At 42.3% G+C, this 13,706-nt stretch carries 16 protein-coding genes; 10 read left to right on the top strand and 6 right to left on the bottom strand.

All coding sequences use genetic code 11. The features are described 5' to 3' along the window. The coding region (locus tag ACKPQ4_RS08060) for a hypothetical protein (protein ID WP_407680674.1) at positions 1-192 on the top strand (192 nt) is incomplete at its 5' end. A gap of 39 nt (positions 193-231) precedes the next feature. Here the strand turns inward: ACKPQ4_RS08060 and ACKPQ4_RS08055 are convergent. Genes ACKPQ4_RS08055 through ACKPQ4_RS08045 form a run of 3 tightly spaced genes read right to left on the bottom strand, consistent with a single transcriptional unit; the run spans position 232 to position 1,726 of the window. Further along, positions 232-774: a DJ-1 family glyoxalase III gene (locus ACKPQ4_RS08055; RefSeq protein ID WP_407680673.1), complete on the bottom strand. Its 543-nt coding sequence runs from the start codon at positions 772-774 to the stop codon at positions 232-234. A gap of 19 nt (positions 775-793) precedes the next feature. Further along, the gene (locus ACKPQ4_RS08050; RefSeq protein WP_407680672.1) at positions 794-1,096 is read right to left on the bottom strand and encodes an FmdB family zinc ribbon protein; all 303 of its coding nucleotides are present in this window, start codon (positions 1,094-1,096) and stop codon (positions 794-796) included. 33 nt (positions 1,097-1,129) lie between these two features. Next, entirely contained in the window at positions 1,130-1,726 is a 597-nt protein-coding gene (locus ACKPQ4_RS08045) for a DUF4013 domain-containing protein (protein WP_407680671.1), read from the bottom strand. 40 nt (positions 1,727-1,766) lie between these two features. On the opposite strand from ACKPQ4_RS08045, the gene ACKPQ4_RS08040 reads away from it, so the two are divergent. After that, positions 1,767-2,651, top strand: coding sequence for a polyprenyl synthetase family protein (locus tag ACKPQ4_RS08040; RefSeq protein ID WP_407680670.1), 885 nt, complete (start codon positions 1,767-1,769; stop codon positions 2,649-2,651). A gap of 5 nt (positions 2,652-2,656) precedes the next feature. Beyond that, complete coding sequence (locus tag ACKPQ4_RS08035) at positions 2,657-3,313, top strand: SAM-dependent methyltransferase (protein ID WP_407680669.1); 657 nt, start codon at positions 2,657-2,659, stop codon at positions 3,311-3,313. Here the strand turns inward: ACKPQ4_RS08035 and ACKPQ4_RS08030 are convergent. Both ACKPQ4_RS08030 and ACKPQ4_RS08025 read right to left on the bottom strand, forming a co-directional pair. Continuing rightward, positions 3,293-3,940, bottom strand: a complete 648-nt coding sequence (locus ACKPQ4_RS08030) for a 3'-5' exonuclease (protein ID WP_407680668.1) — start codon at positions 3,938-3,940, stop codon at positions 3,293-3,295. The genes ACKPQ4_RS08035 and ACKPQ4_RS08030 overlap by 21 nt on opposite strands. Before the next feature lie 7 nt (positions 3,941-3,947). Then, the gene (locus tag ACKPQ4_RS08025; RefSeq protein ID WP_407680667.1) at positions 3,948-4,949 is read right to left on the bottom strand and encodes an MBL fold metallo-hydrolase; all 1,002 of its coding nucleotides are present in this window, start codon (positions 4,947-4,949) and stop codon (positions 3,948-3,950) included. A 125-nt stretch (positions 4,950-5,074) separates the two neighbouring features. On the opposite strand from ACKPQ4_RS08025, the gene ACKPQ4_RS08020 reads away from it, so the two are divergent. From ACKPQ4_RS08020 to ACKPQ4_RS07990, 7 genes are all read left to right on the top strand, one after another. Then, entirely contained in the window at positions 5,075-6,232 is a 1,158-nt protein-coding gene (locus ACKPQ4_RS08020; RefSeq protein ID WP_407680666.1) for a type IV pilus twitching motility protein PilT, read from the top strand. Between the two features lie 208 nt (positions 6,233-6,440). Continuing rightward, complete coding sequence (msrB, locus tag ACKPQ4_RS08015) at positions 6,441-6,890, top strand: peptide-methionine (R)-S-oxide reductase MsrB (protein WP_407680675.1); 450 nt, start codon at positions 6,441-6,443, stop codon at positions 6,888-6,890. A gap of 40 nt (positions 6,891-6,930) precedes the next feature. Further along, a complete protein-coding gene (locus ACKPQ4_RS08010; RefSeq protein WP_407680665.1) occupies positions 6,931-7,941 on the top strand; it encodes a hypothetical protein in 1,011 nt (336 codons plus the stop codon). A gap of 30 nt (positions 7,942-7,971) precedes the next feature. Beyond that, positions 7,972-8,718 (top strand): LPS export ABC transporter ATP-binding protein, encoded by a 747-nt coding sequence (lptB, locus tag ACKPQ4_RS08005; RefSeq protein WP_407680664.1) that lies wholly within the window; start codon positions 7,972-7,974, stop codon positions 8,716-8,718. Positions 8,719-8,739: 21 nt separating this feature from the next. Further along, positions 8,740-9,705: an HPr(Ser) kinase/phosphatase gene (hprK, locus tag ACKPQ4_RS08000; RefSeq protein WP_407680663.1), complete on the top strand. Its 966-nt coding sequence runs from the start codon at positions 8,740-8,742 to the stop codon at positions 9,703-9,705. Between the two features lie 428 nt (positions 9,706-10,133). Then, positions 10,134-11,519, top strand: coding sequence for a chromosomal replication initiator protein DnaA (dnaA, locus tag ACKPQ4_RS07995; RefSeq protein WP_407680662.1), 1,386 nt, complete (start codon positions 10,134-10,136; stop codon positions 11,517-11,519). Between the two features lie 62 nt (positions 11,520-11,581). Beyond that, on the top strand, positions 11,582-12,112 hold the full coding sequence (locus tag ACKPQ4_RS07990) for a hypothetical protein (protein WP_407680661.1): 531 nt from the start codon (positions 11,582-11,584) through the stop codon (positions 12,110-12,112). A gap of 55 nt (positions 12,113-12,167) precedes the next feature. Here ACKPQ4_RS07990 and ACKPQ4_RS07985 read toward each other — a convergent pair. Then, positions 12,168-13,706: hypothetical protein (locus tag ACKPQ4_RS07985; protein WP_407680660.1), on the bottom strand; the 1,539-nt coding region annotated here is incomplete at its 5' end.

Genomic DNA, 13,706 nt, shown 5'->3' with positions numbered 1-13,706 from the left:
TTCGAGGTTGAATTGCTGGGGATAACCCCACCAATTGTCGAACCGGAACTGCCTGACTTGAATAATTCTGAACCTTTGCCTGCGGTATTCCCTGAGGATAAAAATCAGTCAAACAAATCTGTTCCTGTTCAGAATAAGCCGGTCAAGGTTGCCACACAGAAAGACAACAAGGACGGAAATTCGTCCAAGTAAACTTTTTAGAAGAATATAAAGATTCATCTTCGCTACTATTTAGGCGTGTATAGAAGCACGAATTTCTTCGGCTTTTACAGACCCGCAAAGTAATTCGACGAGGCTCAATCCAAACTCGATCGCAGTACCCGCACCACGGGAGGTGATGATCTTTCCGTCCTTAATGACGGCTTGATTAGAATGCAATCCGGGTAATTCATTACTGATACTTTCATGACCAGTGACCCTTTTTCCAGCTAACAGCCCAAGGTCATGAAGTAATAGTGGAGCTGCACATATTGCAGCAATTGGTCTCTGAAGGTCCGAGAAATCCTTAATAAAGTGAAGGAAGGATTCATTTTTACGTAGCTCAAAAATGGCGGGACCTCCGGGTAGAACAAGAAGATCGAACTGGATTAGGTCAGAGTCTCCTATGAATTTGTCTGCTCGAATAACGATTCCTGAACGTCCACATACTTCGAGCTCGCTTTCGCATGATGCGGTAACTACCTCGACCTCAGCTCTTCGTAAAAGGTCGATTGGACAGGTGGCTTCAATCTCTTCGAACCCACGAGCGAGGGGAACGAGGACTTTTGGGGTCATGAACCTTTTGATTTGAGGATCAGGTAGCTTTGACCTTTTCCTTCTTTGGTTTGGATTCTTTTTTTGTCTCCTTGGTGGCGGGCGTTTCCTTGTCGCTTGTTCCGGAGTCGGCAGTTTTCTTGTCTTCAGTCCCGCTCTTTTGCTTATAATCAGTTTCGTAAAACCCTGTGCCCTTAAAAATGAGACCCGCTCCTAACCCAAGCAAGCGCTTGGCTTTGCGTTTTTTGCACTTAGGACAGCTTTTGACGGGGGAATCGTTCATGGATTGAAAGAGTTCCCATTCGTGCTTACAAGCCCCACATTGATAATCGTAAGTTGGCATAAAAGAATATTTTAAAGTGAATAATCGAAGAAGTCAGGAAAAATTCTTCATTCTTAGCGCACTTGAATAAGCAATTAATATCCAGGCACCGATAAAAAAAGAAAGTCCATATAAAGGAATCGCCAGCAGGAAGATTCCCCAAAATGCAACCACGGGCAAAGCCAAAGGTTTCCAGCCGGACAATACTTCTTGCAGGAGGATCCGAATTTGAAACGCATCCCTGAATTCTTCGTGTTTTAAATAAGCCATGAAGGCAGAGAGAAAAAACATCGGAGAAAAGAAACCACATATGGCCAGGGGAAAGTAAGCAACGACTCCTAGTAAGCCAAAGGTAAGGAAATAAAGTAGTATACTAACAATCCATCCCACCAACATTGGCAGGCCAATATAGAGAATTAATAAACCGAAGAGTCGAAGACCGCATACAAATAATTCTGGCCAATTCATTTCCGACCATTCGGGGAGGTCCACCCGTCCACTACGCCGCAATTGACGTCCGTAAATAAAAAGATAACCCAACGCAAATAGGTTTAATCCAGGAATAAAGGACAAGCCTCCTCCTAGTAAAACTTTCGGGATCCATCCCGGACGACCGAATAATCGGGTGCAGACCGCTTCCAAACTTGGCATATAAGAATTATGATGCCATGCTTTATTTCCTCGGCAAGCCATGAATTTTCCAGAAAAACTAAAATCCTTTCAAGAGCAGTTTGAAAAACGTTTAGTTTCTGACCTTCCAAAATCAACGGAACGCCCCTCTCGTTTGCACGAGGCAATGAATTATAGTTTGCAGGCTGGTGGAAAACGATTGCGTCCCGTATTGGTTTTGTCTGGTCACAGTCTATTCCCAAGTAAGTTGGACCCTATGCCTGCAGCACTGGCAGTTGAGATTATTCATACCTACAGTTTAATTCATGACGATTTGCCTGCAATGGACGACTCCGATCTTCGCCGTGGTTCTCCCTCTTGCCATCGGGCATTTGATGAAGCTACTGCTATTCTTGCAGGGGATGCATTAATTCCCTTAGCTTTTGAACAATTAGCAAGAGCATACCAGGGATCTTCTTCACTTGGGCTTGAACTGGTAGGTTTGTTGGCTGTGGCTGCCGGAAGCCAAAAGTTAGTTGGTGGACAAATGGAGGATTTATTAGCCGAGGGAAAAAGCCCGGAGGCAGATACTCTATCCTATGTTCATGCCAACAAAACTGCGGCCATGATTGAAACTTCTCTACTCATGGGTTTTTGTCTGAGCGAAAATGGGGGCAATATAGAATTAAGAAGTTTGGTTTCCCAGGCAGGTCAATCCTTGGGATTGGCTTTCCAGGCGGTTGATGATTTGCTTGATGTAACTTCAACCACTGAGGAATTGGGCAAGGAAGCTGCTCATGATCAAGATACGGAAAAGATGACCTGGGTACGTATGCTTGGAGTTAAACAAGCCAACGAACTTGCATGTGCACATACTGAACAAGCTTTGCGAATGATTAAAGAGATTGGTGGAGATAACCATTTTTTGCTGAAACTTGCGGAACATATGCTTCGCAGAAAAAATTAGTCACGATGACTCCTTCCGTTGAAGGATTGGATTCTCAGAACTGGCGTGAACGGCTTGGGGTTTCCAGGGAAATAGGAACTGGATTTGCGGCCCCTGGTGGTGAGTTTACAAGGGCTTTGTTCGAATGGAGCTTTACGCCCCAAGGAGCCTTTTTAAACAAGTTGCTCAAGGGTCGAAGGGTGGTAGAACTCGGTGCGGGAATGTTGCCCCATGGTTTTGCATTGTCAGCTCATGCGAGAGCCAAAAATTTTGTGGCGGTCGAGCCGTTCTATGCAGATAAGCAGGAAATTGCTCAATTAGCCTACTTGGAGAGCGAATTAAATCCCAATCTTCGAATTCCCCGAAAGGTTGTAGCTGAGGATATGCTCGAATATTTAGAAAAAGAGCCTGATCATCTTTTAACGATCTTGGCCTGTGGAATTGAAGACTGTATACTTCCGGGCCACGATTACCGGAAAAAGGTGGAGGGTGAAATTGAAAGAACCTTAGAAGAGGATGGTTTTTTTATTAGTTCGCATAGCGATTTAGCACCCAAAGGCTTACCTCATCTTGAAGTACTTTATTCTCGTCCATCTCATCCCGGTTTGGTGGACCGTTTAAGATTACATGGCAAGAAGCATGCTTTCGAAAGGTGGGGAAATCTACTCCCCCTCGGAAATTGATTCTTCAGTATTGGATGAGTTTGCGGCGAGTCGTGCTTTCATAATGAGGTACAGTTCACGGCTTATCCAGGCATCTGTGGCAGCATAGGTTTCTTGTGAGGGAGAAAGCGGGCTTTTCTGCCAATTAGAGAGCTGGGCAGACTTGGACAGTCTTTGGGAGAAAAAAATCGCTGTCAGGTTTCGCAAACCAGTTTGTTCGATCTTTAGCGATTGTGCTAATGGTGCAAGATCTTCAAAGCCACCAGGGGTAAATTCTTCTATCTTTTTGAGGTTGTACGCATCGTCTTTAATCGCCACTCCAGTTTTAACTATATCTGGATTCTCTAAGATATCGATTAGTGGACCAAGTTTCATTACCGGATAGAGGCGAAACAGAAAGGCTTGGTCAGCAGTTGCCAGTTGAATTAAAGCAGGGGGATTATTGGGACCACGTTTAAAGTTTGGCTTACATTCGATATCAAAACCGAGGACTTTTTGTTTACTCAATTGGTTGACGAACTTTCGGAAGGATTTGTTATCTTCCGCTACTTGGATGGAACCATGAAAGCGAATGAGTGGAAGTTCGTTAATTTCGCTTTTTTCAAGCCTGGAAGGAAGTTCTCCTTGATTGGAATGGAGTGCCGACATCTTGAAATTAAAGTTCCATGGTTAATCCGTCGTAAGCGAACAAAACCTCATGCGGAAACCCCCGGGGCGAAGGAGCTCCTGGGATTCCTGGTATGGATTCTCGAACTGCATGCCTGGATCCGGTTAAAAACTTTCTTGTATGAGCACAGAATTCAGAAATATTTTCGTCGGTTGCGTTCGGATCATGATGAAAAATGGCTAGTTTTTTAACATCAGCCCTAGCGGCTAATTCAACTCCCATTACATTGCTCGAATGTCCCCAATGTTCACGATTTCCAATTGATTGGTATAGGGTGAAGGGGGCGTCAAAGATAAGCAGGTCTGCTCCTCGGATAAAATCTAAGTAGGGATAGTTTTTTGAATGAGCTTCGTTGGTATGTTCGCAGTCTGTTGAATAAACCATGGCTTTTTCCTGATTTTCTATACGATAACCGTAGGATAGACCGGGATGATTTTGTTGAAAAAGAGTGACTCGTGAGTCGCAAACTTCAATTACATCTCCGGGTTTGTGTTCTTCGAAAGATATTTCTGCACCAAGAGTATCAAAACTGATGGGGAAAAATGGTTCGCGCATTTGTGCTCTTAAAAACTTCTCAATTCCCTCGTGCCCTCCATGGAAAACGATACGATTACTTGGAGCATAAGCAGGTGCAAAAAAGGGAATGCCCTGAATATGGTCGTAGTGAAAGTGGGATAGGAAAATATGGAAGGTCGCACCGCTTACTTTCTTGGCCATAATTTCTTTGGCCAAGGCTCTCAACCCTGAACCGCCGTCAAGGATGAGGTAATCTGCTGAGCCAGTATCCACATGAATACATGGAGTGTTTCCTCCCCAGTATGCACGGGTTCGGAAATTAAGTTTATCGTAAACAAATTCCCTGATCTGTCTCTCTGAACGGAGTTCTTTTCCACGAGCAGCCATCATGGAAGCAATCACCTTCTCTTCAATTTCTTGAGCGGTTGGGGCTGTGGGTATCGATCCGCGAGTACCTTTAAAATGAACGAACATAGGGATTCTTTTCTTTTTACGTATTGAGGTTTTTGGCAACGTAAATTTCTATTTCGTCATTTTCTCCTGAAATTTCTTTAAGTTGTTAGCTTGAAGATTAGGGTTTGTATGAACATGATAATTTTATGACTAATGACGAAAAGATGGCGGTTCCCTTTTATCGAGTAGGTCTGGAGCGTTTAAATTATACGGAGATACTCGAACTTTTTGTAGATCCTTCCAAAAAGAGTGGGAATTTCCACCGTATTTCAGATATGCATGTTAAAATTGGCATGCCTATCAGTTTTCGTACTGATGATGAGCTTATAGCGGTTGATAGGGGTACTCCTGTAAATGAAGAGGCCTTGCTTCATATGTTGAGTATTCTTTTAAATGAGAAGCAAATTGCTCAAGTTACTGATCCTGATCAACCCCAAGATGTCGATACAGCATTTGAGTGGGCAGAGCAGGGGGTTAATTTTCGTCTAAATGTTTTCAGGGATCGGGATGGATTGGCATATGTTATGCGGGTACTTTCCTCTTCGATTCCTTCAATTGAGGAAGTCGGGTTACCTTCAGAAATGATTTGGAAAGAAATCACAAAGCTTAAAAGAGGACTTGTTTTGGTAACTGGAGTTACAGGGAGTGGGAAGTCCACCACTATTTCTTCTCTGATTAATCATGTTAACCGTACGCGGAAATCTCGAATTATAACCCTCGAAGATCCAGTCGAATTTATTTTTAAAAATGAAAGCTCTATGGTTTCGCAAAGGCAGGTGGGTCAGGATGTACCAAGTTTTTCTGCTGGGTTAAAAAGTGCATTGCGTGAAAATCCTGATGTGATTTTTGTGGGCGAGATTAGAGATACAGAAACTGCCACACTGGCTTTAAGTGCAGCCGAAACAGGTCACCTCGTTTTCTCCACCCTTCACACTCGAGACGCGAAAGGAGCCTTGAGCCGTATTGTTGATATGTTCCCCGCCGAACAATCCAAATTTATCTGTCTTCAATTATCGTTCAGTCTTTCTTATGTTCTTAGTCAAAAATTAGTTCCCCGGGAGGACTCTGATGGGCGTATCCTTGTCATGGAAGTTTTAAAAAATGTACCTGCCATTGGTAATTTAATTAGAACTGGAAATTGGCAACAGGTTTATTCTGCAATGGAGACCCAATCTAAAGAAGGTATGCTTACGATGGAACAACACCTTTTATTCCTGCATCAGCACAATATCATAAGCCGGGAATCAGCTATCTCTTATGCTAACGATGCGAGCCTGGCAGAGCGGTTGGGTGAAGTGGTTTAATCCATGATCCTATGAAAGGTTATTAAACGAGTTCAGCGCGTAAGCAAATTAATTTTGGATGTATAGAATGCCAGAAGTAAAAAAATCCTTTTGGGGAAGACTCTCTTCTTTCATGTTTATTTGTGTATCTTTATTTTCAGCTATTTATTTGTGGGCTAAACAATCTCCTCTGGTTGGAGATAAAAATGAAAAAATAGAAACCCCAACGATGATCGAAAAAACAGAAGAAGAATGGAAGGAACAGTTAACAGCTGAGCAATATCGAATTTTACGCAAAGCCGGCACAGAACGTCCAAATGGTACTGTTTACAAAGAATTTAAGGAGCAGGGTGCAGGTGTTTACTTTTGTATCGGCTGTGATACCGAGCTTTTCTCATCTAACGAAAAATTTGACTCTCATTGTGGATGGCCTTCTTTTTTTGACCCATCAAAAGTTGAGAATGTAAAAACTTCGGTTGATCATTTGCTTGGATATGCCAGAACTGAAGTTCTTTGTGCTGTATGTGATGGCCATCTTGGTCATGTTTTTTCAGGGGAGGGGTTTGATACGCCAACGGACAAAAGATATTGTATAAATGGTACTGTTTTACGCTTTCGTCCGCATAGTCGTACATCAGATACAAATGCTTCTAACATTCCAGCATCGGATGCCCCATGATTAAAACCACCGCATGACTTGTATCTAAGTTTTAGCTATTGTGATTTATAAATTTAATGTTCTGCTCCTGCTTCTTTTTCTGGTCAGTTACTTAAAAGGCTTTGATAGTAATTCATCTTCAAACGGTTTTTTTGAAGTTCGGATTCCTACTTACAACGAAGCGGGAAGAATAAATTGGGAATTACATGCTGATGAATTGGATCAATTGGACGAGGGTATTTATTCTGCTCAAAATCCGAAAATGTTTATTTTAGAAGACCAAAGGCTTGCGACCATTGCTAATTCAAATTCCGGGTTTTTTAACCTTGGACAAGGGTTGGCAAAGGGGAGGGAGCATTTGTTTGTTGAAGGAGACGGCTTCGAGGCCATTGGAAGGCCGTGGACATTTGAAGAAAATATCACAGATGCGAGGAATTGTTTGGCTTTTTCCGAGCAGGGGAAGATCGGTTTTGAATCTCAAGTAAATGCAGGATTTGTTGGGGTTGCTGACGAGGGAATGAATAAGCGGTCCAAAAAAAGTAAGCCCAGTTCTACTGCTGACGACATACATTCCATCGATTCGCCTAACTTTTCAAAAAAATTTCCCACTACTGCCTATGGCAGGAAAATAGATATATTTGACTTGGGTGATGGAAGGAGAAAGTTTCTTTTGCAGACAGATGTACTAATTGAAATGCAAGACATGGAGTCCAATGGCAGTGATCCTATAATATCCACTATTTCTTGCGACTGGGCAGAATTATTCCTTGGGTCTGACGGTAATAGTAGTACGAATTTATTTGGGAGCATTTCTAAAATACACGCTCTTGGTAAGGTAAAACTTAACCAACCCTTGAGGGAAAGTTCAGCTGATGAATTGAAATGGTCTGAGGAAAGTGGCCAAGTTAACCTGCATGGGAATGCTAAAGTTTCACACCAAAAATGGGGTGTAGCGATAGGTGAGCATATCATTTTGCTCGAGGAGGACGGCCGTGCAGAGGTAATCGGAGGAAATAAAGGCAGGTCGAAACTACTCTTACCTGCGTTGAATAAAACAAATGCGACCCAGTAATTCGATGGATTCGAAAACTTATATACCTGAATGAGTAATTTAAGTGGCGAAGAGGTTCCCTGCTTGAAAACCGTTGACTTGAAAAAAGTCTATGGTCGAAGGGAAGTGGTAAAGGGCGTTTCTTTAGAAGCAAAAGGTGGTGAGGTCGTTGGATTGCTTGGACCTAACGGGGCAGGAAAGACCACAACATTCTCTATGGTTGCTGGTTTTGTTTCTCCAACTTCAGGTTCGGTTAGTTTAAATGATCAAGTATTAACCTCATTACCAGCTTACAAGAGGGCTCGGCGGGGACTGGTCTACCTACCGCAGGAGTCTTCTGTGTTTCGCAAGCTTACCGTGGAGCAAAATGTCCGTTGTATTGCAGAGACTTTGGGTCTTTCCAGGGTTAAGGAAAATGAAATGGTGGAGAAAAGATTGGATGAATTAAGGCTATCAAGTCTTTCTCATCAAAAAGCTTACACCTTGAGCGGGGGGGAGCGCCGTAGACTAGAGATCACCCGTGCACTTGTATTGGAGCCTAAGTTTCTTATGTTAGACGAGCCATTTAGCGGGGTGGATCCAATAAGCGTTAGCGAGGTTATGGCGATTATTAGGCAACTAAGGGATTCAGGGATAGGTATTTTTTTAACGGACCACAATGTTCGGGAAACTCTAAAAGTGGTTGACCGAGCATATCTTCTTTACGAGGGAAAGGTGCTAACGCAAGGAACTGCCGATTTTCTTCTTTCGGATGCTGAGACCAGAGAGAAATATTTAGGCCACGACTTTGAGGCATGAAACAATAATCCCTTAACTCTTATGAAATCAATTTCCTTACCCGAGTATGTCGAAAGTATTTCCGTTCGTGATTTCTACGATTCATTTGCCGAGCGTTTACTTTTAAGGTTGGTTACTTCTCGTAAAACTTTATCAAGAAGTACTATTCGCGAAAGAAGCTTAAATCGGCCTGCATTGGCTGTTACGGGTTACTTTAAATACTTTGCTAACAAACGTATTCAACTCTTCGGGGCAGGAGAGATGGGCTTTTTACGTGAACAAAAAAAAGAGCATCGTATTCAAGTTCTGGAAAAAATGGCAACCAAGCGTATACCTTGCGTTGTAATTTCGAGAAATTTGGCCCCGACACCAGAAATGATTGAGGTGTTCGAGCGTTTTGGAGTTCCGGTATTTCGCACGAGCTTAGCTTCAAAAGCCTTTACTACTGAAGTCACAGTACTACTTGAGGAAAGGTTTGCTCCGAGGACTACTGTTCATGGAACCCTTCTTGATATACGGGGAATCGGAACCTTGGTAAGAGGAGAAAGCGGTGCTGGTAAAAGCGAGGCCGCACTTGCACTCTTAGAACGCGGGCATAGCTTAGTAGCTGACGATATGGTTCGTGTTAAATTACTTAGTGATCATACTCCAGTTGGATTTGGGGATGAGATGAGCCGAGGTTTTATGGAATGTAGGGGCATTGGCATTATCAATGTAGAGGAATTATTTGGTATACGTTTTGTACGTATTGAAAAAAAGATAGAACTTGTAGTCACTTTTACTGAAGATCTAGAGGATGATCAGATTGACCGAACAGGTTTGGACCGAAAAAACTTTGATATTTTGGGTGCTGATGTTCCACATATGGAAATCCCACTGCGTACTGGAAGAGATATGGCACGCCTCGTTGAGGTTGCGGCAATGGTTCAGGCAGCAAGACAACTAGGTCATGATTCTGCAGATGATTTTAACCAAAAATTAATTCAGAAAATGAAGCAAGAGAACTAATTTATGAATAATTTCAGTAATTAGATTTCTCTAAATACCTTAATTTTTAATGGCTTACGAAGCAGGAATGTTTTTTTCATTTTGCAACCCCAAAATCTTCAAAAACTTACTTTCAATACGATGTGAATAACTTGTGAGAAACTAAAAGATATCAGATGCTTTTTTTTCTTGGTTTAGTGGGCAAAGTACTTCAAAAAAGCTCTACACCCTTTTTTCCCCTTATTACCCCAACCCTTCACCGATCATCTTGATTTATGTCACTAAGTATTAATTGTCAGAGACTTATGCATTTAATTCGTTTTAGAACTCTTCGCATACTCTCTTAATAATTGATGCATTAGTATATATTTCATTTTCGGAAACTCTTCATTATCAGCAGGTTTTAGCCCCTTCGCAATCCCTGTGAATAATTCAAACTCTACCACCCTATGACACAATTAACCGCCACTCCCGAAACCTTTTGGAGTTCGCTGCGCGAAAACCTCCTTGAGGTAATTCCTGCCGATACATTCCGAGTGTGGTTTGACAATATCCGAGTCGGACACATGGACGAGGATGGTTGCGAATTATTAACCCCCAACGAGTTTTCTGCGATCTGGATTCGTGACAACTACCTTGATGTCATCAGGCAGGAGGCAGACCGTTTAGTTGGTTATCCGTACTCCGTAGAACTACTTGGTTGTTACGAAGATGATTCACAGCAGGACGCACACTCAAATCGTCTTAAGAAACCAGTCCAAACCAAATCAAGTCGGACAACAGGACCTTCCTTGCACGGACGCTCCCTCGGGATTAATCCAAAAAATACTTTTTCTAATTTTATCGTGGGTGCAGGGAGTGAACTTGCCCATGCAGCATGCGTTGCTGTTTCTAATGCTCCAGCACATGCATACAATCCTTTATTTCTTTATGGTGATACTGGTTTGGGGAAGACGCACTTAATGCATGCCGTAGCACACCAAGCATTAAACCGTAACCCCGCATGCCGCATTGCATATGTGTCTTGTGAAAGGTTTACCAATGAGTTCATCCGAGCCATCCAAGAAAATTCACTTACCAAGTTCCGTTCCCGCTATCGCAGTGTCGATTACCTGATGATCGACGATGTTCAATTTTTGGCTGGTAAAGAACGTATACAGGAAGAATTTTTTCACACTTTTAACGAGATCTACGAATCACAAAGACAAGTCTTTTTAACTAGCGACCGACCCGCGGGAGAAATTGACAAAATTGAAAGCCGTTTGCTTTCCCGTTTTCAATGGGGGTTGGTTGCAGATATTCAAGCACCAGACTGGGAAACCCGGGTTGCCATCCTTACCTGCAAGGCTGAAGCAATGGGAATCTCGATCGAACCGGACATTCTTGAGTTTTTAGCCAAAAATATTTCTCGAAATGTGCGCCGTATGGAAGGTGCATTGACCCGAGTCGCAGGTTATGTGGGGTTGACCAGAAAAAAAGCGGATTTGGAAACTATTCAGCGTTTACTCCGCGACATTCTTCGCGAGGAAAATATTAGCCGAATTACCATCGAGACTATCCAGAAAAAAGTGGTTGATTATTACCATTTAAGAATGGCAGATATGCTTTCACGGAGGCGCCCTGCAAACATAGCCTTTCCGAGGCAAGTAGCAATGTACCTTTCCCGTATTCTTACAGAACATTCCTTGCAAGAGATTGGAGGAGCGTTTGGTGGGCGAGATCATGGGACTGTGATACATGCGTGCAAAACCGTTGAGAATATGATGGATCAAGATACATCAATCAAAACTGCAGTTGAGTTGTTAAACGAGCAATTGTCCCAGTCGATGTCTTGATCGATCTTTTTATCTTCCAAGCTTGATCAATTGCTTGGATTCTCCTAATTCATCCGTTTAACATGAACGATCATAATATTACAGACTCCTCCGAAGCAAATTTTTCTTCGGGCGTTGATAACCAAGCGGTCAAACCTTCTGAACCTACTCAAGAGCAGAAACTAGAAATTGCCAAGTGGGTGGCAGGAGGTATGGGGCTTTCAGATGTTCAAAAAAAGATTAACACCGATTTTGGTGTGGTATTAACCTACATGGATGTACGCTTTCTTGTTGATGATCTTGATTTAACCCTAGTGGATCCCGAAAAACCGGCTCCGCCAAAAGTTGAAGATTCGGTTTCTAATACCCCATCATTAGATGATCAATCGGTTGGTGGAGGTGGTGTGCGAGTTGAGGTAGATGGGGTAACTCCCCCAGGATCTATGGCTAGTGGCAGCGTAGTCTTCTCGGATGGAGAATCCAAGAAATGGTCGGTTGATCAGTTTGGTAGGCTTGCTATGACTGGTGGGTCACCAGATTACAAACCAAGTGATGAGGATGTTATGGAGTTCCAACAGCAACTTGAACAATCCCTTCGAGGACCATCCCTTTAATTCACCTTAATCCCAATCGTTTCCAGTAGCGGAAAGCGTGGGGTATTATCAAGTATTATTGATCAGCATTGGTGGATTGAATTAATTCCCCGATTGCTTCAATCAAAATAGATAATTCTAAATCACCCTCGCTCTTCTTGGGTTCAGCTGCAGGCCAATTTGGGAGGCTGTTCAATAATTCGATCGGTCCCTGAGAGAAATTATTTATCCTAAGTTTTCCAAATTCTAGATAAGCCAACTCGCCGCTCCCGGCTATTTCAGTTTTGTAAACCTTGGATGAGGCCTTTGGATCAATTTGATTCAGGGTAAAGACGGTTCCGCGGTCTGAAGAAGCTGGTGGTGAAAACCATATACCTTTTTGTTCAAGCGCGTGGGTTAATAAAACTTCTCTGCCCTTTGAAGTGCCTAAGTATGAAACCTTTAAATTTTCGTTGGCTTGTTTAATGAAGTCTTCAAATTTTCGCCCAAAGTTTAAATTGAAAGAATAATTAAAAGAACCTGTATTGGCGTCTCTAATGATTTCAATCTTAGGCAAGGGATAAGCACCACCGGTGATGAAAGATATATTTTTTCCTGAAGAGGTGAATATTCGGCTACCATTTGAAGAAACTTGATAAGAAAAGAATGGTTTTTCATTTTGCTGGAAATGAAGCACTACCTTTTCTTTATTTTTGTCTACTCCGATTTGAAAATTTAAAATCAGTTTCTCATTGGGATGCAACCATGCACCTTCAATCAAAAAGGCATCTGCATCCTTTTGCCAATGCTCGTAGAGTTTTTCAAGTTGTTCAAGGAAGAGAGCTTTTCTACTTCCTTCAAACTCGGTACCATCGCTCAAGGAACGGGCAGTTTCTATCCAAGTGTCTGAGGAGTTAGGATTGGAATCACACAGGGTTTTAAGCAGGGAAATTGCACTCTCTTGATTACCTCTAAGTAAATGAGCAAAGGCGGTGTAAACCTGATATTTGGGAGAGGTTGAAAGGTCGTTTGGTAAATTGGATAAATAGGTTAATGAAAGATCGGCTTTGGGACTTACTCCAAAAAGGGCTGATTGAATTGAAGATTCTAAAAATAATTTAGATTTTTTCTCTTCATTTGTAAGTCGGTTAGTGAAATATTTGATGTAAAACTCAGCTTCGGGATGACTAATTTGTCGAAGACGAGTAATTTTTTCCATGGGAGCATTCTCAGCACGGCAAATTGAAACCAATGATCCAAAATCTTTGTTTTTCTCTTCGGTGACATCAAGAGCTTTTTCTAAACTTTCTAATAGTCTTGAATTATCAGACATTTTAACGATTAGGTAGGTGCGAAGGAGCAACGAGGGGTCGGCCATTAGCTCAGGACCGTGAATACGGGCAAGCAGTACGATTGCATCAGCAAAGGATTGCGCAAAATCCTTCTGATTTAAATCTGCTTCAGCAATCTTGACTTTAAGGAGCTGATTTAATCTTGGTGAGCCCTTGTCAAAAGAGCTAATAAAGTGAAGGCTCGGAAGTGTTCCTAAATATTTAAAAAGCAAAAGGTCGGTACCTCGAACCACCGACTTTAGGTTCTCGGCAGCCTTACCCATCATGATCAAATCCAGAGCAAC

The sequence above is a fragment of the Candidatus Chordibacter forsetii genome, assembly GCF_964187505.1.
In the GTDB taxonomy this organism is placed as follows: Bacteria; Verrucomicrobiota; Verrucomicrobiia; order Opitutales; family Seribacteraceae; genus Chordibacter; species Chordibacter forsetii.
The sequence above is the reverse complement of the archived record's forward strand: the minus strand, read 5'-3'. Positions and strand labels throughout refer to the sequence as shown.